Annotated in this window: 22 protein-coding genes and 1 other annotated feature; of the genes, 11 read left to right on the top strand and 11 right to left on the bottom strand. The window is 38.5% G+C overall.

Annotated elements, in window-relative coordinates:
- Positions 1–55: 55 nt before the first annotated feature.
- Positions 56–352 (top strand): MGMT family protein, encoded by a 297-nt coding sequence (locus B371_RS0114835; protein ID WP_019415100.1) that lies wholly within the window; start codon positions 56–58, stop codon positions 350–352.
- A gap of 92 nt (positions 353–444) precedes the next feature.
- Here B371_RS0114835 and ilvE read toward each other — a convergent pair whose 3' ends face one another.
- The 5 genes from ilvE to B371_RS0114810 form a co-directional block, all read right to left on the bottom strand.
- Positions 445–1,347, bottom strand: a complete 903-nt coding sequence (gene ilvE, locus B371_RS0114830) for a branched-chain-amino-acid transaminase (protein ID WP_019415099.1) — start codon at positions 1,345–1,347, stop codon at positions 445–447.
- A gap of 292 nt (positions 1,348–1,639) precedes the next feature.
- Positions 1,640–2,212 (bottom strand): M15 family metallopeptidase, encoded by a 573-nt coding sequence (locus B371_RS0114825; protein WP_019415098.1) that lies wholly within the window; start codon positions 2,210–2,212, stop codon positions 1,640–1,642.
- Positions 2,213–2,673: 461 nt separating this feature from the next.
- Complete coding sequence (locus B371_RS0114820) at positions 2,674–5,385, bottom strand: MBL fold metallo-hydrolase (protein WP_019415097.1); 2,712 nt, start codon at positions 5,383–5,385, stop codon at positions 2,674–2,676.
- Positions 5,386–5,680: 295 nt separating this feature from the next.
- Complete coding sequence (locus B371_RS0114815) at positions 5,681–6,637, bottom strand: ABC transporter permease (RefSeq protein WP_237721545.1); 957 nt, start codon at positions 6,635–6,637, stop codon at positions 5,681–5,683.
- Positions 6,606–7,529, bottom strand: a complete 924-nt coding sequence (locus B371_RS0114810; protein ID WP_019415095.1) for an ABC transporter ATP-binding protein — start codon at positions 7,527–7,529, stop codon at positions 6,606–6,608. The genes B371_RS0114815 and B371_RS0114810 overlap by 32 nt, the downstream gene beginning before the upstream one ends.
- Before the next feature lie 777 nt (positions 7,530–8,306).
- On the opposite strand from B371_RS0114810, the gene B371_RS0114805 reads away from it, so the two are divergent.
- Positions 8,307–9,023, top strand: a complete 717-nt coding sequence (locus tag B371_RS0114805; RefSeq protein ID WP_019415094.1) for a serine hydrolase — start codon at positions 8,307–8,309, stop codon at positions 9,021–9,023.
- Positions 9,024–9,183: 160 nt separating this feature from the next.
- Here B371_RS0114805 and B371_RS0114800 read toward each other — a convergent pair whose 3' ends face one another.
- The 3 genes from B371_RS0114800 to B371_RS0114790 form a co-directional block, all read right to left on the bottom strand.
- Complete coding sequence (locus tag B371_RS0114800; protein ID WP_019415093.1) at positions 9,184–9,450, bottom strand: hypothetical protein; 267 nt, start codon at positions 9,448–9,450, stop codon at positions 9,184–9,186.
- 282 nt (positions 9,451–9,732) lie between these two features.
- Positions 9,733–10,167 carry a YkvA family protein gene (locus B371_RS0114795; protein ID WP_019415092.1) on the bottom strand — a complete coding sequence of 145 codons (435 nt, stop codon included), beginning with the start codon at positions 10,165–10,167 and terminating at the stop codon, positions 9,733–9,735.
- Between the two features lie 56 nt (positions 10,168–10,223).
- On the bottom strand, positions 10,224–10,958 hold the full coding sequence (locus tag B371_RS0114790) for a sulfite exporter TauE/SafE family protein (RefSeq protein ID WP_019415091.1): 735 nt from the start codon (positions 10,956–10,958) through the stop codon (positions 10,224–10,226).
- A 112-nt stretch (positions 10,959–11,070) separates the two neighbouring features.
- On the opposite strand from B371_RS0114790, the gene B371_RS23580 reads away from it, so the two are divergent.
- Positions 11,071–11,226, top strand: a complete 156-nt coding sequence (locus B371_RS23580; protein WP_019415090.1) for a hypothetical protein — start codon at positions 11,071–11,073, stop codon at positions 11,224–11,226.
- A gap of 212 nt (positions 11,227–11,438) precedes the next feature.
- Here B371_RS23580 and B371_RS0114780 read toward each other — a convergent pair whose 3' ends face one another.
- The gene (locus tag B371_RS0114780; protein ID WP_019415089.1) at positions 11,439–11,828 is read right to left on the bottom strand and encodes a hypothetical protein; all 390 of its coding nucleotides are present in this window, start codon (positions 11,826–11,828) and stop codon (positions 11,439–11,441) included.
- A 103-nt stretch (positions 11,829–11,931) separates the two neighbouring features.
- On the opposite strand from B371_RS0114780, the gene B371_RS0114775 reads away from it, so the two are divergent.
- Positions 11,932–12,585 carry a histidine phosphatase family protein gene (locus tag B371_RS0114775; RefSeq protein WP_019415088.1) on the top strand — a complete coding sequence of 218 codons (654 nt, stop codon included), beginning with the start codon at positions 11,932–11,934 and terminating at the stop codon, positions 12,583–12,585.
- Positions 12,586–12,774: 189 nt separating this feature from the next.
- Here the strand turns inward: B371_RS0114775 and B371_RS0114770 are convergent, their stop codons facing one another.
- Both B371_RS0114770 and B371_RS0114765 read right to left on the bottom strand, forming a co-directional pair.
- Positions 12,775–13,734 carry a C40 family peptidase gene (locus B371_RS0114770; protein WP_019415087.1) on the bottom strand — a complete coding sequence of 320 codons (960 nt, stop codon included), beginning with the start codon at positions 13,732–13,734 and terminating at the stop codon, positions 12,775–12,777.
- 188 nt (positions 13,735–13,922) lie between these two features.
- Complete coding sequence (locus B371_RS0114765; protein ID WP_019415086.1) at positions 13,923–14,747, bottom strand: M55 family metallopeptidase; 825 nt, start codon at positions 14,745–14,747, stop codon at positions 13,923–13,925.
- A 293-nt stretch (positions 14,748–15,040) separates the two neighbouring features.
- Positions 15,041–15,253 (top strand) — a binding site (T-box leader).
- Positions 15,254–15,331: 78 nt separating this feature from the next.
- On the opposite strand from B371_RS0114765, the gene trpE reads away from it, so the two are divergent.
- The 7 genes from trpE to trpA are packed head-to-tail and all read left to right on the top strand — an operon-like array spanning position 15,332 to position 21,698.
- Complete coding sequence (gene trpE, locus B371_RS0114755) at positions 15,332–16,696, top strand: anthranilate synthase component I (protein WP_019415084.1); 1,365 nt, start codon at positions 15,332–15,334, stop codon at positions 16,694–16,696.
- Positions 16,693–17,280, top strand: coding sequence for an aminodeoxychorismate/anthranilate synthase component II (locus B371_RS0114750; protein ID WP_019415083.1), 588 nt, complete (start codon positions 16,693–16,695; stop codon positions 17,278–17,280). The genes trpE and B371_RS0114750 overlap by 4 nt, the downstream gene beginning before the upstream one ends.
- Positions 17,277–18,308 carry an anthranilate phosphoribosyltransferase gene (gene trpD, locus B371_RS0114745; RefSeq protein WP_019415082.1) on the top strand — a complete coding sequence of 344 codons (1,032 nt, stop codon included), beginning with the start codon at positions 17,277–17,279 and terminating at the stop codon, positions 18,306–18,308. The genes B371_RS0114750 and trpD overlap by 4 nt, the downstream gene beginning before the upstream one ends.
- Positions 18,305–19,093, top strand: coding sequence for an indole-3-glycerol phosphate synthase TrpC (gene trpC / locus B371_RS0114740; protein ID WP_019415081.1), 789 nt, complete (start codon positions 18,305–18,307; stop codon positions 19,091–19,093). The genes trpD and trpC overlap by 4 nt, the downstream gene beginning before the upstream one ends.
- Positions 19,093–19,725, top strand: coding sequence for a phosphoribosylanthranilate isomerase (locus B371_RS0114735; protein WP_019415080.1), 633 nt, complete (start codon positions 19,093–19,095; stop codon positions 19,723–19,725). The genes trpC and B371_RS0114735 overlap by 1 nt, the downstream gene beginning before the upstream one ends.
- Positions 19,709–20,917, top strand: coding sequence for a tryptophan synthase subunit beta (trpB, locus tag B371_RS0114730; protein WP_019415079.1), 1,209 nt, complete (start codon positions 19,709–19,711; stop codon positions 20,915–20,917). The genes B371_RS0114735 and trpB overlap by 17 nt, the downstream gene beginning before the upstream one ends.
- Positions 20,910–21,698, top strand: a complete 789-nt coding sequence (gene trpA / locus B371_RS0114725; RefSeq protein WP_019415078.1) for a tryptophan synthase subunit alpha — start codon at positions 20,910–20,912, stop codon at positions 21,696–21,698. The genes trpB and trpA overlap by 8 nt, the downstream gene beginning before the upstream one ends.
- Positions 21,699–21,881 lie beyond the last annotated feature (183 nt).

The following is a 21,881-nucleotide window of genomic DNA, read 5'->3' as shown; positions in this document are numbered from 1 at the left end:
AGTCGACATGTTGTAGCTAGTTTGATTAAATAAATAGAGTAAGGAGTGATTTAGTATGCAACCATTTACAGAAGAAGTAGTACGCGTCTTAAAAGACATACCGGAGGGGTTCGTTGTTACTTATGGACAAGTCGCACGGATGGCTGGTAGTCCACGTGCAGCAAGACAAGTAGTGAGGATTTTACATACGATGAGTGAAAAACATTCATTGCCTTGGCATCGCGTCGTTAATATTCGAGGAGAAATCTCTGTACCAGGAGATGAGTCAAAAGAGTTTCAACGGATGTTACTTCAAAGCGAAGATGTCGTTTTTTTGGCCGACGGGCGAGTTGATTTGAGTGTTTTTAAATAAATTATTTCAAGACAATAAAAGAAGCTAATCACCTAATTCAAAATGGTGATTAGCTCAATTACCTTAATTTTGCTTTAAAATTCAGATTCGCATTAACTTACTACTGCATGCCCAGGGTAGCATTGGACTCCATCTGTGATTACTAGGTTTCTAAATTCAGATAACAAATGGTTCGTAATTTTTCCTGGTTTACCATCACTTATAACTCTTCTATCTACTTCAATGACTGCAATAACCTCTACTGCTGTACCGGTTAAGAACACTTCATCCGCCACATATACATCATGTCTTGTAAATGGTGATTCTTTTACTTCATAGCCATTTTTCTTTGCAAGATCCATAATGGCATTACGTGTAATTCCTTCTAAAGCCCCTAAATATACTGGAGGCGTGATGATAGTTCCATTTTTAATGATGAAAATGTTGTCTGCTGAGCCTTCTGTTACGTAGCCTTGATCATTTAACATAAGGGCTTCATCTACCCCAGCCTGGTTGGCTTCAATTTTAACAAGAATATTATTTAAGTAATTAAGCGATTTCACTTGTGGGCTTAATACATCTGGTCTACTTCTACGAGTTGCTACAGATCCAATTCTAAGGCCTGTTCTATATAGTTCCTGCGCAAAAAGCGCTAGTTTTTCAGCTATCACAATTACTCTTGGTTGAAAACAAGAGGACGGGTCAAGACCAAGAGAGCCCTTACCACGTGAGACTACGACACGAATATATGCACTATCAAGTTCATTTTTACGAATGGTTTCTACAATTATTTGCACCATCTCTTCCTTTGTATAAGGAATATTTAACATGATGGATTGTGCAGATTCATATAACCGTTTAAGGTGTTCTTCAAGTCTAAAAACATTTCCGCTATAAACTCGTATTCCTTCAAATACCCCGTCACCATATAAAAATCCGTGATCGTATACGGAAACAACTGCATCTTCTTTCTTAACAAATTTTTCACCTAAGAATATCCATTGATTTTCACTCATAAATAACCACTCTTCTCTCTTAAAATATAATCTTCTTAATTAACTTGCAAATAAGTCTTGTATTTAACTTTGTTTCATTCATTTTTGTGAATCAAGTTAATTCGAATTGGTATTGCATATGAATAATACAACCATTCAAAGACTAAATCAACCCTTATTATTAATAATTCTGACAATTTTGATTATTAATAATTTTAGTAAGCGTTTTCATCATTGGTGTACCTATGGATATGCTAAATAAGAATATTTTAAGAACTTATTAAAGTTAAGTAAATTAGAGTGTTTTTTTAATTTATTGAGAAGGTGAATTTTCCTTTATTTTATCCACAGGTCGCCATCCATTTTGCAAATCTCGGATAGATAAATCGAAAGTATATTCTAGATGAGGATAATCTTTAAACCTAGGCCAATCTGCTCCTGATGAAAATCCAAGGTCTTTTCCAATACGAGTAACTTCGAACCAGTCTGCTTCACCGTTCCCATTGTTATCTTGTTGCAAGTCGTAGCTAATGGTGCCATCGCTATTTATCAAAGCAAAATCGATTGCGAGTCCATAATTATGATAGCTTTCTCCACCGCGTGCATATGTCACGATACTTCCTTCAACAGAACGTCCTTTTTCGTACAATTCATTTTGGTGTTCTACTGAGCGAAAGTCGTCACTTATTAAGATTGGGATTCCTATATCTTCAGCCTTATCAATTAATTGATTGCTCTTTAGTTCAACAATTGGGTGCATTCCTATTGGCAAAGGTCTTTCTTGACGTTCTTCTCGAATTTCTAGTTCATTGTGTGCCCAAACAAAAAAGAGTCCGCCGATGACCAGCCATAATACTATTTTCAAACCTTGCCATAGTTTTTTCAAGCGAACTCCTCCTTTCTTTAAACGTTTTTCCCCATATTACGAAAATTCTACCCTTCTTTCAATGATTCAAACTGACTAAATTCCTTTTAAAAAACACATCTTGCACCCACAATGGTGCAAGATGATGTCTTTTCTTATACTGATATCCAAAATATTATACTTCTTATCAGTATATGAAAATCGCAAAGTGTCTCTCTAGCTTGACAGTTTTGGTTCGAAGCCTGAAGAACGGCTTCATGACCCTCCAAGGAGGGCCCATGTGGAACAGGCCACTCTAATCCGACTCCGGTGCTGGAGCATCTGAATCGAAAACTTGTTTTCGAATGAGTTTAGGATGGAAGGCTAAATGCGCGACATCGTGTCGCAACGCCTTCATGACCCACATCCCGTGGGCCCAAGCTATTCTTATATGTTTAAAAAGGCTATTCGGAGCACCTAGCTGCCGAATAGCCTTTACGATCTTAATTGCTTATTTCTAACATATAGCCAGTCTCATTTATAATTTTTTCAACAACTCTTTTCTGCTCTTCAACATCTGGAAGCTTTGTTAACTTCACGGCTACCGATTTCCTGTCCATATGAATAGACGGATTTTTCTTCAGTTCCCATGAAGGAGGAATGGCTTCCAACGTAATACGGATAATTTCATTTTGCTTCGGATTTTTTGTGTAAGTGACCGGGCGGCCGATGCGCCAAGATAGTTCTTCCAAGTCGTCTTCATGACGGATAGCAATTTCCGGTGAGATGAAGTGGACTTCCAAAATCTCTAGTTTAATACCGACTTTATAAATGGTAATGCTTCGATCTTCTGCCCATCGTTTCGTTTCTTCAAGTGCTTGATTGTTTTCCATCCGTTTTTCGAAAGCTTCCACTTGGAAGATATCTTTATTGCCGGATGTCGGTTCGGCGTGGGCATCTTCTTTAAATTGTATTTGGAAACCGGTTATCCTTTTAAATTGTTCAATAAGTTGGTTAGCATTCTCAGGCCTTTTTACTGATACGGCTACCGCCCGTTCATGTAGATGAATCGACGGAGTACCGATAGATGGACCTACCATTTTCACTAGGTGATTGTTCAAAAGATCTTGACGGACGGAATCAGAAATAGAGGTGTCCCAACCTGTTTCTCGTAGAAGGGAATCGGCCAAATCTACACGTTCGCTTTCCGGTACAGCGTTGGGGAAGTCGAAGTGGAGCATCAGCTGTTCATGACCAGTTCCGAGGTTATTCACGCCACAACGCATGAAACGTGGATGACTCGCGAGTATATGTCTAGCCATGTCCATTGCAGCAGCCGGGTTCATTTTGATTCCCTGAATCGGTAGTGTCATTTGCTTCAATCCTATTTCCATCTCCGCATCGACACGATAACGAACCGTTCCATCACCTTGTTCGATTCGGTTTTGTTCTGAGAAGCTTTGAAGTGCCACTGCTACCGCAAGTTTCTCCTTTATATCGGTCAATTCGAGCAGTTCAAAAATGGCGTGAAGTGTCATCTCTGCGTTCGGCAATTCCGACCAAATCACCTGCTCAAGAATGGGTCGACAAAAAGCAAACACTTCACTGGCCGTTTGTTGTAATTCATCGATTGGCCCGTTCCAACGTCCGATTGTTTCAGCCACTTGGTGGGCTTGAAGTCTGACCGGTTTCCCTTTAAGTGTTTGACAAATAAGGGCATTTGTTTTCGGATGAACCCCTGTACAAATAGCAAGCTTCAATACTTCTTCATCTTCAGAACGGTATAACAGAAGAGAACCGATTTTCTCCCGAAGAATTATGGCTGCATCATTGCTTTTATATCTTTTTCCTGCAACGCCTTTCCCAGACTTCCGTTTTTCATATGAATACGTTTCCCCATTTTCGACAAGGATAGGTTGAAAACGCGGATCAATGAGCTCTCCAAGGCGCTTTCTTGCCTCATCATCTCCATGAACAAGTAATGTGTAGGACGGCTTCAACGTTTGAATGAATCGATTCATTTCATTCGCATCAGCATGTGCAGATAAGCCATATTTCCCAATACGGCATTTCACCGTATGAGTTTTTCCGTTCAAGTCGAGCGTCTGTTTAAATCCATCAGCAAGATCGAGTAGTTTTCTACCAGGGCTTTCCTCATCTTGATAACCAGTGATGAAGATTGCGTTCTTTTCCCCTGAAACAAGTCGTTCCGCATACCAAACGCTTGCCCCGCCAGTCAACATTCCTGATGAAGCGACGATACAACCCGGTTTTCCTTTTAAAATTGCCTCTCGTTCTTGCGGTGCAACAGCTCTACATCTACCTTCAGTTAAAAATGCATCCCCATTTCTCCTAATACGGTGCGCAACCGGCCCTTTCAAAAAGTGCGGATAGTTTTTATAAATTCGACTGATCGGTGTGACAAGCCCATCGACATAAATCGGAAACTCTGGGATCAAACCCTTATCCATATAATCTTGAAGGACAAGTAGAACTTCTTGAGCACGGCCTAGAGCAAACGCCGGAATAAGAGCAAATCCCCCACCTGCAATTACTTCGGAAACATGGTCGCTTAGACGCTTTTCTTCTGTGTTGCGGTCCGTATGTATGCGATTTCCATAGGTTGACTCCATAATGACGACATCCGGATGAACGCCATGCGGAACTTCAGCGCCGGGTATTGTACGTCCGGCTTTAAAACTTATATCGCCCGTCACTAGTAGGCTTTCTCCCTCGGCTTCGACTAAAAACATCACTGCCCCTAAAATGTGCCCAGCACGGTAACTTGTAATTGTGACATTCCCAACTTTTAACACACCACTAGCTGGAAACAGTAGGAGCGATTTAAGTAATGAATTTACTTGCACTTCCGTATAAGGTGGCAGACCATTCGTTGTTTTGGCGCGTTGTTCCAATATTTTAAATGCGTCTTTCATCATTATCTTCATTAAATCCCCAGTAGGTGGAGTGGCATAAACGGGCACAGATGGAAACAGTGAATGTACAATCGGAAGGGCTCCGATATGATCTGCATGCGCATGTGTCACAAGTATACAGTCAGGAGAGCCTAGCTCATCAAGTAACCCAAGCGCTGGAAGTAAATCATCTCCTTGCATCCTCATTCCTGCATCAATCAATAAAGTCGTTTCTCCAATCTGAATATGTAAACAGGAAGCTCCAACTTCGCTTCCCCCTCCTAAAACACTTATTTTCAACTTATATTCTCCTCCTTTTAGTTTGGTGACAGCAGATAATTAAATTCATGATTGTTTCAGGAATTTTACTTATCCTTTTTGCCATCACTCCATTCTATCATCGTTTTCACTACCTATTAAATTCCGTAGTTTCTTTGCAATGGTTTGAAGATATCAATCCCCACCAAGTAACCTGATTCTAGATATCCCACAGGACCATTGTGTGTGTAATGTGACATTATGACAAGGTCCGTGTCACATATAACTGCCCGTCGCACAAAAATCCGCTCCTCCGAAAAGGAACGGTTGCTTACTGTTAAGCTGTAACGTCTCGTTTTGTGAATGACCAGAAGCTTATGAATAAGAATATTAACATATATACAGTCAAAACTGCGATTGAAAAAGGCCAAGTGATACCTGGAATAAACATATTACCTGTGATATAACCTGTTAGATCAGTATGGGTAAACAGGATGTATTTTGCGATTTCATACTCGCTTAAGAAGAATACGATTTGTGGTCCAACAAATCGCAGGAATATCGATAATCCAATAGCGAGAGAACTAGAACGGAATACACTCCCAATTGTGAAGGCAAATGTTGTATAGACAACCACTCCTACAAACTGTAGGGCATACAATGCGAATACGCGTCCCCAATACGACACTTCTTCAACTGAACCATTACGATAGTCTAATATTACTCCACCGCTTGAATCATAAAATAAGTAACTTGCTATCATCGATGAGATAAAAGTAATTATTGTTAATAGAACAGCAAAAAGGAGTGTTGTAACATATTTCGACGTTAAGATTTTCCAACGTTTAACCGGTCTACTTAATAACATTTTGATTGTCCCTTGTGAGAATTCAGCGGCTACTATACCGGCAGCTGCAATCACAACAAACAAGATAACCAATGACAACAGGAAGCTAGAATCGAGTACAGATTGTTCTCTGCCATTCGGATCCATTGGTTCTAAGTTTTTATCTAAACGATATTGAGAAATAGCTAGTTCTTTTTCCAATTGTTTTTTAGACGAATCATCTATGTTAGGATCGGCAAGTTGAGTTGTTAAAAATGCTTGATTTTCTGCTTGATTTTCTTCCCAAGAAGGCTGGTTATCAGCTTGATCAAAAGTTGATTCAGCCCATTTCATGACACCGGAGACCCCTATTAGAATGACGACTAACATGATTGTCATAATCCAAGTAGCTTTTTTATGCCATAATTTCATCCATTCATTTCTTATGAGATTCAGCAATTTGGCCACCTCCGGTCATTTCTAAGAATTGATCTTCCAGTGTTTTACGGAATGGTTGGACTGCGAATATTTGAATATTTGCTGCCACCATTGCTTGGATAATTCCTGGAATCTTGTCTTGCTCTACTTTACTAAGAAACCCTGGGCCTTTATCTTCAAGAACTAAACCGTGAGTAACTAAAAGTTCACGAACTTGTTCGGCTGGTTGAGCTTCAAAGTAATAATGTGCTTCTTCTTTTTGATTCATTTCACGAATATTAATGAGTTTGCCGTTTTGAATCACGGCAATTCTGTCACACATAAGTTCAATTTCAGAAAGCATGTGACTCGAGACAAAGACCGACACACCTTCTTCTTTTGCGATTTTACTCAAATATGTACGAAATTCGCGAATTCCTGCAGGATCTAAACCGTTCGTTGGCTCATCTAAAATTAAAAACTTAGGGCGGTGTAGTAAGGCTTGAGCTAAGCCGAGACGCTGGCGCATGCCGAGTGAATAAGAGGATACTTTTTCATGAATACGATTTTGCATACCTACTTGTTCAACCACTTCGGTAATACGTTCTTTGGTAATCGAATTGTTCATGCGTGCAAAATGCAGTAAATTTTTCCAACCTGACATATATTTGTACATTTCAGGATTTTCAACAATTACGCCGACTTTGCTCATGGCTTCTTCAAAATCATCATGTAGTGTTTGACCTTCTACAATCACTTCTCCACTCGACGGTTGCGTCAAGCCCACCATCATTCGAATAGTAGTGGTTTTACCTGAACCATTGGGCCCTAAAAAACCGGTTATTTGACCAGGGAATAATTGCAAATTCAAGTTATCAATAATCTTCTTTTTTCCAATAAATTTTGTTAACTGCTTTAGCTCAACGATTGGTTGTTGTTCCATACTCTCCACCTTCCTTAAATAGCGACATCATCCATGATGTTGTATCTTTACTATATAGATCACGGATGTTTTCAATTCCTTCACTCGAGTTCATTCGACCTTCAATTATTATGACGATTTCGACAAGTAAAGGTTCACTTATAATTGAGTTAATTCTAAAAGATCCGTGATAATACGCCTTTCTTCAAATTAGGGATGCATTAAATAAACAATTAATCATTAGAAGTAACCTCAACTAGTTCCTATAATTTTTTCTAGCATTATCAATAGAAGAAGATAATTTACTGCTACATACTACCAAATAGCGTCGCCCTCTTCTATACGTAAATCAGACGAGAGGGTTTCATTTTCCCTTTAAAATATTCCCTTACCATGTTTTGCACCACTTAATCCGCTCAGTTCCAGACTTTATAAGAATGTTGGATAAACACCTCTTTTAACTACAAATTCACGAGCTAAAAGACGCTTTTCCTGGTATAAAAGCACCTATAATAATATCATCTGAATTCTGCCCAATTAAATGCTGTTATATCGATTTTTAGGAATGTATTAACCACTCTTATCACTTTTTTCGATATCTCCACAAAGTTACGCACTGATATTATACAAAAGGGAATTATTTGTAATATAATTTATTAAACTATTCATGAAACGCAATCTTTCTTAAAGTGCTGGAATAGGGTCGAGATAGTACACCTGGAGCCAGAGAACATTTACAAACAGTTGAAGTGGATTGGGTTTCTATTTTTCTATTACTTTAAAAAGGACGGTGTATTTGTGGGTATTACGAAATTTCCTGGGAAATATAGTCTACATATGGAGTACCCAATAGGTACAGTGCAATATTCTTTAAATATTGATGAAGTCTTTAAGTCCGCTAGTTTGATAAAGTTGCCCATTTTTTTATACGGATTTCATCATGCTAAAGATTTAGAGGAGCTAGTTGAGGTATCACCTGAAGATATTGTTGATGGGGCTGGAGTTTTACAAACACTTGTTACGGAATCAAGAATGTTCTCGGTTCGAGATTTGCTGGTGTTAATGATGGTCGTATCTGACAATACTGCTACTAATGTCTTGATTGGGCGCTATGGATTAAAACGTTTAAATACTTACTTGCAGCATCTTGGCATGACCAAATCTAAGCTGGCGCGTGAAATGAGAGATCAAGTTGCGATTTTAGCAGGTCTAGAAAACTTGGTTTGTTCACGCGACATGGTCGCTTGTCTACGAATATTGGCTAGTTCACCTGCTTTTCGTAGCATGCTATATATTCTTGAAAATAATCAATTTAAGAACAAAGTTCCAATGGGTGTTAAGAATGAGGGATTTGTTTTTTTCAATAAAACTGGGGAGTTAGACAATATTGAACATGATACTGGATTTTTTATTTATAAAGGACAAATTGGATTATACGTAGGTTTGACTGAAGGGAGTAATACGCTAGGCCGTACACTTTTACAAGAATTCGGACATATGTTTGATGAATTATAAAAGAGCGAACTGAAAAATAGCTATTAAAACCGAATTGGAATTAGCATCGCATTTAGCGGTGCTTTTTCGTCATTTTTGATTTGAAAATGATAAAAAAAACACTGAGATTCAGTGTTCTGCTTTTTATAATTTTTAATTAGCAGTATAATCTTCTACCTTGTTAAACACTACCGACGATTGCATAAAGAAATGTAATAAATAAAACACCTAATGAAATGGAAAGTAACGAGATATACTTCATAAACCCTTTTTCTTTCTTAAAGAAAGCAACTATACCAAGTACTAAGCCAGTTAGATAGATACCAAAACCAATGAATATTCCCCACCAACCCAAAAAATCAATATTAATCGGTGGAAATGCCATATATGCAACAAAAACTCCTATAACAATTAATATAATTGAGAATGTACTAAACTTTCTTTCCAATTTTTCATCCCCCTTCTATCCTATCCATTTCTACAAGCGATAAAATTTTCCTTGTTCAACTAACCTAGTTCACATTTTTACCTTTAAAATATTAACTTTTTCTATTGTAGTGCGACCAAATAGGCTACCAATAAAGCTAAATATCAAGATTTTAAAGTAATAACGGTGATATATCAATAAACAAAGGACTACCAATTTAATTGTGAATTGATAGTCCTTTTGTGTTGTGTATTAAGTTTTTGCCCCTCAGATTAAAACGCATTACGAAAACGGTTCACTATTTTACTTTTCCGGCAAATAATGATCATCCATGTCGATATCTTTCTCAGGTTGACCGAACCATGCCACCATTTGATCATGTGCACGTTGTTTGGTTGCTTGGTCAATATGTGAAATCACTTGATACAAAGCAAATGCAATGATACTTGCATCATCAACTAAACCAATAACAGGAATGAAGTCGGGCAATGCATCAGCTGGGAAAATTAAATATCCTAGTGCACCTATTATTGTCAGTTTTGCAGATTTTGGAACCGCTGGATTTTTAGCTGTGAAATATAACAATAAGCTTGAATAAACAGTTGTTTTTCCTGCCTTTTTACTATATTTCAGAATTTTATTCCAAAACTTCTCATCTGAATAGTGATTTTGTGAGCTTTCTATTTTGGTTTGTGGTTCTTTTAACCATACATGTTTGTCCTCTACTTGGTTGTCCATTTCAACACCTCTTTTCATTAGTATGTCATTTTACGTTGAAATTTTCAATAAACTATCTACATGATATTATTCATTACTAATTGTACGATGAGTAGCGCCGTGACTATTCTTAGGATTGGTTTTACATATTGTGGTTTTAACTTTTCCGCAATGCGTACCCCTAGTTGAGCTCCTGTTATCGAGCCTGCCATTAAAGCAAATGTCAAAGGCCATATGATAGCTCCTGAAGAGATGTAACTAATTGACGCCCCGAAGCAACTTGAAAAAGTGGCTAATCTTACCAATCCTACTGATTTTACATAAGCTATGTTCAAGTAACTAAACAGATAAAGCATTAATGTTCCTTGACCAGGTCCAAAAAGGCCATCATATATCCCAATACCAAATAATCCTGGTCCACTAACAGCTGTAAGTTTCAATGGATTTTCTCCTGTGAAATTACCTTTGCCAATAAATGATGTGATAAAAGCAAAAGCTAGAAGACAAATTGCTAGTATATAAAGTAAATTTGATGATAATTGTGTGGCGATAAAACCTCCGGTGATTCCGCCTCCCAAGCTAATTGGTATAACCCAAAAAGATTCACTCAACGTTATTTGTTTACGTTTATATAGCGTGAAAAAACTTGAGAAAGAACTCACTGTGTTCGAGACTTTGTTTGCACCAATAGCGGAATGGATTGGCAGGCCAAATAGCAACATCGTAGGCAAACTAATGAGGCCTCCTCCGCCTGCTAGAGTACCGATTGTCGTAGCGATAACACCAATAAAGTACAAAATAAAATAGTCCATGCCGTCACCTGTCTCTCTTATTAACTTTATTGTACTTCGTGTCTCTAAATAAGAAAATGACAATGATATAATGAGTTAAGATAAGAAAAACTTATGACAAGGGGGAGCAGCTGTGTTTTCAGGATTGAAAAGACAATTAACAGCCATGAGAAAAGACGACCTACTCATATATCGACATTGGAATAGTTTGGAGTCACTTGGACGTCGTGATGGTAAAAGGCACGACATGCATTTGTATGGATTACTAGCCTTGGAAGTAAAACAATAGATAAAAAAACACCGCAATTCGTGCTCGTTTGCGGTGTTTTATTCGTACTAACTACTCCAGCTGGAAAAGCGTTATGCTGCTAGCTTCGAAACATGAAAGTGTGTTGTAACGGAAATCACTCGATTTGTATACAGAGCCAATTGTAATATAAATAAAGGGATGTCCGTAAAGTCATTTTAAATGACTTTCGGATACCCCCGTCGTTCTGTTCTTTATTTAGCTTTCTGCCCTGTAAATCGCTCAAATAAATTTCTAACCATTGCAGTAACGCTTAATAAAATAATAAGGATCAATGCAATTTGAATGAAAATAAGCATCCAATTAGGGAATGACAAGATACCTACACTTATCATATGGTTAAAGCCCATAAATATAAAAATAAGTGCAACTATAGATCCTACAATTAGTCCGAAAATTGCTAGTAATTGGAGGAATGATAATTGTAGAATATGTTTTCGCATGCGCACTACCTGAAGAATGACGACTAAAAAGAATAGCACGAATGACAAATTAGCAGAACCAATATAGAGTGAATTAAGAATATAACCAATTAAAATTACAGTAAGTATCATACTTTGGTACTTGTCGAAAAACGATAACATAAAATTATTTCTCTCCTTCAATGATAGTACGAAAAAAATACTAGGAATTTTCAATAGCGAAAATAGGAAATACAAAACTTACGTAACTGAAATGAGGAATAAGATGTTAACCTTGTACATCACACGTCACGGGCAAACTGAATGGAACGTACAACAACGCATGCAAGGATGGGCTGATTCGCCTTTAACCACGAATGGAATAGAGGCAGCAATACAATTAGGTGAGTACCTTCAAGAAGTGCCGCTTACTGCTGTATATAGTAGTACAAGTGAGAGAACGATTCATACAGCACAACTCATAATCGGGAAACGCGACATTCCACTTATTCAAAAGGAAGATTTAAGGGAAATTAATGTTGGTGAATGGCAAGGCAAAACATCAACCGAAATCGAGCGTGATTATAAGGAGCAAGTAAAAACATACTATGAACACCCTGATCAATTTGAGTCTATTTCTGGCGAGAACTTCCACACGCTCAAAAAGCGTATTGAATGTGCAATTGAAGAAATTGAGGATGCACATCCAAATGGCCACGTTTTGATTGTGACACATGGTGTCGTGAAAAAGTGTCTAATTAACCATTTTAGCGGTGTAGAACTAAATTTACTTTGGGAACCTCCGTTTATTCACGGAACTAGCCTTACTATAATGGAAATAGATGATAATCACAGGGAATTCATCTGTGTAGGCGATATGACACATACCAAAGAAACCAATGAACTTTATAAGCGAAATAAAATTTCTGGATTATTATAATGCTAGAATAATATTTCAACCCTTTTGCGGTTACTTTACAACCTGATAAGCTAGTGGTCAACTTTTAATGAAAATCAATGTCTGTATATCCGATTGATGTATTATTTCACTATTAATATAGCTTTAGTAATCTACTTGCAAATGTCTTCATCGGCATTTGCAAAAATACTGTATTTTAAAAGGTAATTGTTATCCAACCTTTAAGGGTTCTGACGTTTCTTCCACTACTTTAACGTAGCGTCTTACTGCACATAATTCATTCACAAATTTCGTTCCCTCGAGTTCAATAATTTCAACCGCTTGTCCTGTTGTTGGTGAATGAATCATAAGGCCGTTACCATAATAAATGCCGACATGCCGAACCTTACTTGAACCTTCATCCGCAAAGAATAATAAATCACCTATAACCCACTTACTAGAATTAGTTATATCGACTTCTTCCCCACTCCTAGCTTGATCATCTGCATCTCGCGGAATAAAATATCCATGCGCTTTAAACATATTGTAACTAAAACCTGAACAATCATACCCGTATGAAGACATTCCGCCCCAGCAGCACGGTTTCTCAATGAATTTAGAAGCACATGAAATTATGTCATTTCCTGACCGTTTAACAAATGATTCAATCCCCGGAGAGTGTTCAACTTCTTCACTCAACATGAGGGCTTCACCGTGGGGGGTGTAGACACGCGTATACTCATCATCACTATCGATAATCGGCAAAATAGTATTAAATGATACAACAAGTAATGGTTTTCTTTCCTCTGTCCAAACCTGTGCTTTAGGTAAACGAACTTTCGCATAACCAAAGTCTGAAATACGCTCCATTTCTTTTAGTTGAACTAGAGGTATCCATCCAGGATAGCCCCTTTCGTCTTTTTCATTAGGCTGCCATATACATATTATTTTTGCCCAATCTCCGACGATTTCTTTAATAAATACAGGCTCTCCGTATAATACTTGAGTTTGAACGCAATTCCCATCACATAAATTAAGTAAGTCTTCGTACTTTGACTCTTCTAACCATTTAGGAAAATGAACTGGATTCCCTAAAATTACTGCATCTTGTTTACGGACTGATTCAGGTGATGTCCATACCATTGCGACTGCAACTGAACAAACCCATGTTGTCGATGTTTGAAATAACATTCCATATTCCCCCTTACCCTCTCATTCTTCTATTCCTTATCTGATATGTAGTGTGCGTATGTGATCCTTCAATACCATACGCTTTTACAGGCTATTCTATTAGTTTTCCTTTTAATATCGACATAATAATCTAGTTCTTTCCCTTTATTATCTTAACATTATATTGGTATTAGGGTTAATAGAAGCAATTAACAGAAAGTCGTTTGTGAAGCTAGTTCAACTTGAACTAACATGGCACGGTACGCTTCCAAAATATCGACTGCTTCAAATTTGACAATCGTAGTTCCTGGTTCAATTTCACATCCTGGCATAATGGCTGCCCACTCTGCTTGACCATAGTTTACAAATTCAATACGAAGTGTTGGGTTTGTCGGTGGTGTGAGTGGTTTTACCAAATGACGATTATCAACCGCTTTTTGAATATGTTGTGTTAACAGTCCATGTGACTTTTTGGGATGCATTGTCTTTACCGCTTGGCGAGTAATCGATTCTTTCACTGCAACAGTCGTGACATTTGGAATTAGAGCTTCCGCTTCACGGCATGCCCCATCATCACCGGACACCAGTATGACCGGTACACCAAAATGGCCAGCTACATAGGCGTTGAAACCAAGTTCTCCAATTTCAACTTCATTTATATATATATTACGTACACCAAATATCATGGAATGACTCATGACACCAGGTTGTCCTGCACGTGAATGATAACCAATAAAAATAGCCCCATCATACGTTTCATCTAGTGCTTGTACCATCGAGTAAGGTTTAACACCACCCGTAATTAACATGGCTTCTGGATTTAATTCTTCGACTAATAAGTTATTCATTTGTGAATGGCTATCATTGACCACAATTTCATTGGCCCCTTTTTTTAGTAACCCTTCTATAATTGCATTTGCTTCATTTGTCATGATACGACGAGCACGTTCATAGTTGTGTTTCTTCGAATCTACAAAAGTATGATCAGGTAAGCCTGTAATGCCTTCCATGTCGACAGAGATAAAAAATTTCATATTCTTAAAGTCTCCTTCATATAATAATGATATTCCTCTAGTTAATTATTTTAAATATAACTAAATTAGTAGAATATTACAATATTATTGTTGTTTTTAGCTTTTTCGAGTAACTTTATAGTTGACATCTCCTTGTAATCATACTAAGATAAGGACAACTTTTTATTTCATTAATCAGACTGATAGTGTTTTTTGATATCAGTTATAAATACAAACTATAATTTTCTACCGTATATAGGCAGAAGGTGTCGAGAGCGACATCGCCGATGAAGATTAGAGCTGAGTTTAGCTGAGAGAAATCGATGACAAAGAATAGTAGCACAAGTGAGTCTTAAAGAGAGTCAGCGGTTGGTGGAAGCTGATAGTCAACTTGTTGTGAATGGTCTTTGGAGAGTTTCCCAGAATTTTAGTAAGGGAAAACGTTTAATCTACGTTACAGATTCTAGAGTAAAAGTCGAGATTCGGCTTTTAATTTGAGGTGGCACCACGGTCATTCCGTCCTCTGTCCATGAACTTTTCTGTTCATGGACAGGGGACTTTTTTGTTTTCTACAGAACAATGAGCTGAGCAGAGGAGAGATTTACATGCAAACCAATCTATTAAAAACAGCAAGAATGACGATAAACGGCGATACTTTATCACCCATCGCCATTTTCAAACGATTACAAGGGACACGAAAATTTTTACTCGAAAGTTCTTTAAAATATGAAGCTTCTGGTCGTTATTCCTTTATCGGTCAAAATCCGGTAAAAGAATTTCGAGGAGCAAATCATGAATTAGTTGAGACTTCCATATTAACCGGTGAAGTACTAGTGCATATCGGTAAACCAATAGAATTATTAAAAACGTTACTACCAGTAACAGAGGAACTAAATGAGTTTCCATTTAGCGGCGGTGCGGTCGGCTATATTGGCTATGATATCATTGCACAATATGAAGACATTGGCCCAGCACTTCCCGACGACAAAGACATGCCAGACATACACTTACTTGTCTATGAAACTGTTGTTGTTTATGACCATCTTAAGCAAGATGTTACTATTTTACACACAGGATCAAATCCAAGTGAAATAGAAGAAGTAGAGCGTCAATTATCAATGAAAGAACTGGAAGAAGTGACTAACCAATCCTCACTTTCTTTCACATCCAATATAACGCAACAAACGTTTATCGATAATGTCTTGCAAGCAAAAGAGTTGATTCGCGCTGGAGAAATCTTTCAAGTTGTTTTATCACAACGTTTACAGGCAGAATTTACAGGTGATCCGTTTGCATTATATCGAAAACTAAGAAAACAAAATCCTTCGCCTTATATGTTTTTTGTTGATTTTGACGATCATGTAGTGCTTGGGGCTTCTCCTGAAAGCTTGATGAGTATTCAAGGAAATCGAGTGACAACGAACCCAATCGCCGGTACAAGACGTCGAGGGCAGACACCTGAAGAGGATATTGCCCTTGAAAAAGAACTTCTCGCAGACCCGAAAGAACTTGCTGAACACCGCATGTTAGTGGACTTAGGAAGAAATGATTTGGGACGAATTAGTGAAGTGGGCTCTATTCATTTAACAAAGTACATGGAAATCGAAAAGTATCAGCATGTCATGCATATCGTTTCTGAAGTGGCCGGAACTTTGAGCGAAGATTACCATCCTCTAGATGCACTTGTTGCATGTTTACCTGCTGGTACGGTATCGGGAGCGCCTAAAATTCGCGCGATGCAAATCATTCAAGAAATGGAAAACGTTAAGCGAGGTGTTTATGGGGGAGCTGTTGGTTATATCGGATTCAATGGCAATATCGATACGGCATTAGCTATTCGAACATTAGTTGTTAAAGATCAAACTGCTTATGTACAGGCAGGAGCAGGAATTGTGTATGATTCCAATCCACAAGCTGAGTTTGAAGAAACATTGCATAAAGCAAAGTCGCTGTTGGAGGTGTTGACATGATTTTATTACTCGATCACTACGATTCATTTACGTATAACCTATACCAAAGCTTATCTATTCTAGGCGAAGATGTAAAAGTTGTGCGTTATGATGAGATTTCTATAGAAGACATCCGCAAGATGGATCCAAAAGCAATTGTCTTATCACCAGGACCTGGTTCACCGACTGAGAAATTGAATTCACTATCGATCATTACTGAATTCCATAAATCTATACCGATGCTTGGTGTATGTTTAGGACATCAACTGTTGGGTGTTGCATTTGGAGGCAAGATAAAACGCGCCCCACAAGTCATGCACGGGAAAGTTTCCTCAGTTCGTCATTCACATGCAGGAATGTTTGCATATTTACCGCAACCATTACCTGTTATGCGTTACCATTCGTTGGTATTAGAAGATTTACCGCCTTGTTTTAAATCAACCGCCGTTGCCATGGATGATCAAAGTATTATGGCAATTCAACATGTAGATTATCCGCTGTATGGTTTGCAGTTCCATCCAGAGTCTATAGGGACTCGTGATGGAGCAAAAATTCTTCAAGCATTTCTAACAGATATAGCTTTAGTAGAGGAGAGATCCAGATGAGAAGATTTATAGACAGTGTACGCGCAGGCACTTCACTGACGTACAGCGAGATGAGAGAAGCAACAAATGCCATGTTTTCAAATGACAGTAATGATATTGAAATCGCCGATTTTCTACTAGCATTATCTACTAAAGGCGAAACCATAGATGAAATTGCAGCATTGGTCGAAGTGTTAAAAGAGAATGCCACTCAAATTCCAACTAGTACCTCTCATGTGTTTGATAATTGTGGCACAGGGGGAGATGGCTCGCAAAGTTTTAATATCAGCACAACTTCTTCCTTTGTATTAGCTGGCGCGGGGTTAAAAGTTGCAAAACACGGTAACCGAAGTATTTCGAGCCGTACAGGTAGTGCAGATGTATTAGAGGAACTAGGTATCTCCTTAGATTTCCAACCTCGTGAAGTGGATGAATTACTTAAACAAACGAATATTGCCTTTTTATTTGCTCCACATGTCCATCCTAAGATGAAAAAGATTCAAGGTATTCGGAAATCTTTGGGTAAACCAACAATTTTTAATATTATTGGTCCCTTAACTAATCCTATTTCTCTAACCTCGCAATTAGTTGGAATTTATCGACAAGACAAATTAATGGATTTAGCAGCTGTTCTACATCGTTTAGGTAGAAAACGTGCAATCGTTTTAACAGGGGCAGGCGGAATGGATGAAGCCTCTCTAGCAGGGGATAACCGCCTCGTTCTAATGAATGAAGGAGACTTTATTCCATTTACGTTAAATGCTCAGGATGTCGGCTTATCTTACGCGCCACTTGAGGACATACGTGGCGGAGAAGCACAAGAAAATGCATATATTTTAAAAAATGTTTTGCATGGTGAACCTTCACCCTATTTAGATACAGTTCTTTTAAATGCAGGAATTGGTTTATTTGCAGCTGGCGTCGCATCGACAATACAAGAAGGGGTCCACCAAGCAAGAAAAAGCATTCAAACTGGCCGAGCGTTAAGCGCCATGGAATCGGTTGTTGCCTATAGTCAAAACCGTATCCATCAGGAGGTAAACACATGACTATTTTAGAGAAGATATTACAAGTTAAAAAACAAGAGGTTGAAAAACTATTAAAACAACAAGGGTCCATTGAATTAACGCAAGTATCTGTTGCAAAACCATCACTGTTTGAGACATTATATAATTCCCAACACTTACAAGTAATCTCTGAAATAAAACGCGCTTCACCTTCTAAAGGATTAATCGAAGGAAATGTAAACCCACTACAGCAAGCTTTGGCTTATGAAAAAGCAGGAGCTGCCGCAATTTCCGTGTTAACGGATCAACAATTTTTTAAAGGGTCCATGCATGATTTACAAATTGTATCAGAAGCCGTTAAGCTTCCTGTTTTATGTAAAGATTTTATTATCCATTGGTTGCAAATCGAAGAAGCAAAACGCTCAGGCGCTTCTATTATTCTATTGATAGTAGCTGCTCTTGAACAACAGGATCTTCTAGAGTTGTTTGATTATGCTACAAGTTTAGACTTAGAAGTTTTAGTAGAGGTTCATGATGTAGAAGAACTACAACGAGCTTTATCGATAAATGCAAAACTTATTGGAGTAAATAATCGCAACTTGAAAACTTTCGAAGTGGATTTAGCAAACACCAAAGAAATTGCTAGACACTTCCCTTTTCATGAAAAGCGTGTGTTGATTAGTGAAAGCGGAATTCGTGATGCTACAGATGCGTTAACTGTTGCGCAAGTCGGAGCCCATGCAGTTCTTGTTGGTGAAACATTAATGCGCAGTAAAAATATTGACGAAACATTGGGTTCGTTTCACGTGAAACGTGGGGATTTTTGATGACAAAAGTCAAAATATGCGGATTGATGGAACTTGAACATGTAAAGGTAGCTGTCGATTCTGGGGCTAACGCTATAGGATTTATATTCGCAAAAAGCCGCCGACAAATAACGCTTGAACAAGCGAAGTTTCTAGCAACAGCTGTTCCAAATGATGTTTTAAAAATAGGTGTGTTCGTCAATGAGTCTATAGAAGAGGTGACACGGATTGCACAAGAGGTGCCGCTTGATGTTGTTCAACTTCATGGCGATGAAAGCCCCGATTATGCTCGAAACGTTTCCTTCCCTACAATAAAAGCGCTATCGATAACAAATGAAGAAGATGTAAAAAGAGCTTCAGAATATGAAGTAGATTACTTTTTATTTGATGCACCCGGCGTTGAATATCGTGGTGGTTCGGGGCACTCTTTTGACTGGTCATTATTGGAAAAGTCAAACATTCCAAGTGATAAAGTCATTCTAGCTGGGGGCTTAACTGCTAGTAACATAAAAGAGGCCATCTATACTGTAAAACCCTTCATGGTCGATGTATCTAGTGGGGTGGAGACAGAGAAACGGAAAGATGCAGGAAAAATCCGCACGTTTATACGTGCAGTGCGAGAAGAGGAGAATGAGCATGCAGACAACTTATAACCAACCTAACGCAAATGGACATTATGGTCGTTTTGGTGGACGCTTTGTACCTGAAACTTTGATGCAGGCTGTGATTGAACTAGAGGCAGCTTATGATTTAGCCATTAAAGACGAGGACTTTATTAAAGACTTTCGTTATTATTTAAAAGATTATGTAGGGAGAGAAAACCCTCTATATTTTGCAGAACGCTTAACTAAAAAAATGGGCGGTGCAAAGATTTATTTAAAACGTGAAGATCTTAATCATACAGGTGCTCACAAAATCAACAATACAATTGGGCAAGCTTTACTTGCTGTACGCATGGGAAAAAAGAAAATCGTTGCTGAAACAGGAGCAGGTCAACATGGTGTTGCCACTGCAACTGTCTGTGCGCTGTTTGATTTGGAATGTGTCATTTTCATGGGCGAAGAAGATGTTCGTCGTCAACAATTAAATGTGTTTCGTATGGAACTTTTAGGGGCAAAAGTTGTGACTGTGACACAAGGTAGTAGAACGTTAAAGGATGCGGTGAATGAAGCGCTTCGTTACTGGGTGACGAATGTTGGCGACACTCACTATATTATGGGATCCGTACTTGGCCCACACCCTTTCCCTAAAATTGTACGTGATTTCCAACGTGTCATTGGGGATGAAACTCGCAAGCAAATTGTTGAAAAAGAAGGCCGTCTACCCGATGCAATCGTTGCTTGTATAGGTGGAGGTAGTAATGCAATGGGGATGTTTTATCCATTCATTGAAGATACAGATGTTAAACTATTCGGCGTTGAAGCTGCGGGTGCAGGATTAGAAACGGATAAACATGCTGCCACATTAACAAAAGGCTCTGTAGGGGTGTTACACGGTGCACTTATGTATTTACTGCAAGACGATGCTGGACAGATTCAAGAGGCACATTCCATTTCGGCTGGTCTTGACTATCCGGGTATCGGGCCAGAACACAGCTACCTACATGAAAGTGGGCGTGTTAAATATACATCGGTAACAGATGATCAAGCCTTAGCAGCTGTTCAATTACTTGCTCGTACAGAAGGTATTCTCCCCGCTCTAGAATCTGCCCATGCCATTCATTTCGCTGGTGAGTTAGCGGCTTCTATGAGCAAAGATGAAATTATCGTAGTTTGTTTATCGGGACGCGGAGACAAAGACGTTGTTACTGTGCGTGATGCACTTGGAGGTGGAAACAATGACTAGATTAAAGTTACAGTCTGCTATTGAACAACAAGTCGCAACAGGCGGAAAAGCTTTTATTCCTTATATTATGGCCGGTGACGGTGGGTTATCGAAACTACGTGAACAACTCCTGTTTCTACAAGAAGCAGGTGCCACTGCGGTTGAACTCGGTATTCCTTTTTCTGACCCTGTGGCAGATGGTCCGACAATTCAAGAGGCTGGCAAGCGTGCTCTGGCTGAAGGTGTGACATTGCGTGCTGTGTTAGAAGCAATCGCAAACTTAAAAGGCGAGGTGAAAATACCAATCGTCTTAATGACTTATTTGAACCCAGTCTTTAAATATGGAATCGAAGCATTTGCTCAAGATTGTGCAACCAATGGTGTGAGTGGATTGATTGTTCCTGATTTACCACTGGAAGAGAGTCCACTGGTACATGATGAATTTAGTAAACATGATTTAGCACTTATCCAATTAGTTAGTTTAACAAGCCCACTTGAGCGAATCGAACGTATTGCAAAAGCTTCTGAAGGATTCTTGTACGCTGTTACGGTGACTGGTATTACTGGAGCTCGAGCAGAGTTTGCAAAAAATGTTGGGGAACATTTAGCGAGATTAAAAGAAGTGAGTGCCGTTCCAGTTATGGCTGGTTTCGGAATTTCTACGCCTGAGCAAGTTCGAGAAATGAGTAAAATAGCAGATGGTGTAATTGTTGGTAGTCGAATTATCGATGCGTTGCATGCAGGTGATTTAGATAGTATACGTGAGTTGATTGCTGCTTCAAAAGCAGTGGAAGTCAAGTGATCATTAGTTTATTAAAATTATTTAATTCAAGATTACTTTAGACCTCTTGCGCTTGTGAAGGCCATAAGAAAAACCGGGTAAGTGCGCCCGTTCCTTTAAGAAAGCACACACAATTTTATGATCAGTTGAAAAGTATATATCAAACTGTATCAAATCTAGTGATTTCCGTTTACAGGCGGACGC

The sequence above is a fragment of the Paenisporosarcina sp. TG20 genome, assembly GCF_000286315.1.
Classification (GTDB): Bacteria; Bacillota; Bacilli; order Bacillales_A; family Planococcaceae; genus Paenisporosarcina.
This window is presented reverse-complemented; position numbering and strand designations above follow the sequence as displayed.

Excerpts from the sequence above, each read along its gene's own strand:
- B371_RS0114835 (WP_019415100.1), top strand. The coding sequence starts at position 56 with ATGCAACCATTTACAGAAGAAGTAGTACGCGTCTTAAAAGACATACCG.
- ilvE (WP_019415099.1), bottom strand. The coding sequence starts at position 1,347 with ATGAGTGAAAATCAATGGATATTCTTAGGTGAAAAATTTGTTAAGAAA.
- B371_RS0114810 (WP_019415095.1), bottom strand. The coding sequence starts at position 7,529 with ATGGAACAACAACCAATCGTTGAGCTAAAGCAGTTAACAAAATTTATT.
- B371_RS0114795 (WP_019415092.1), bottom strand. The coding sequence starts at position 10,167 with ATGGACAACCAAGTAGAGGACAAACATGTATGGTTAAAAGAACCACAA.
- B371_RS0114790 (WP_019415091.1), bottom strand. The coding sequence starts at position 10,958 with ATGGACTATTTTATTTTGTACTTTATTGGTGTTATCGCTACGACAATC.
- B371_RS0114780 (WP_019415089.1), bottom strand. The coding sequence starts at position 11,828 with ATGTTATCGTTTTTCGACAAGTACCAAAGTATGATACTTACTGTAATT.
- B371_RS0114775 (WP_019415088.1), top strand. The coding sequence starts at position 11,932 with ATGTTAACCTTGTACATCACACGTCACGGGCAAACTGAATGGAACGTA.
- B371_RS0114770 (WP_019415087.1), bottom strand. The coding sequence starts at position 13,734 with ATGTTATTTCAAACATCGACAACATGGGTTTGTTCAGTTGCAGTCGCA.
- B371_RS0114765 (WP_019415086.1), bottom strand. The coding sequence starts at position 14,747 with ATGAAATTTTTTATCTCTGTCGACATGGAAGGCATTACAGGCTTACCT.
- trpE (WP_019415084.1), top strand. The coding sequence starts at position 15,332 with ATGCAAACCAATCTATTAAAAACAGCAAGAATGACGATAAACGGCGAT.
- B371_RS0114750 (WP_019415083.1), top strand. The coding sequence starts at position 16,693 with ATGATTTTATTACTCGATCACTACGATTCATTTACGTATAACCTATAC.
- trpD (WP_019415082.1), top strand. The coding sequence starts at position 17,277 with ATGAGAAGATTTATAGACAGTGTACGCGCAGGCACTTCACTGACGTAC.
- trpC (WP_019415081.1), top strand. The coding sequence starts at position 18,305 with ATGACTATTTTAGAGAAGATATTACAAGTTAAAAAACAAGAGGTTGAA.
- B371_RS0114735 (WP_019415080.1), top strand. The coding sequence starts at position 19,093 with ATGACAAAAGTCAAAATATGCGGATTGATGGAACTTGAACATGTAAAG.
- trpB (WP_019415079.1), top strand. The coding sequence starts at position 19,709 with ATGCAGACAACTTATAACCAACCTAACGCAAATGGACATTATGGTCGT.
- trpA (WP_019415078.1), top strand. The coding sequence starts at position 20,910 with ATGACTAGATTAAAGTTACAGTCTGCTATTGAACAACAAGTCGCAACA.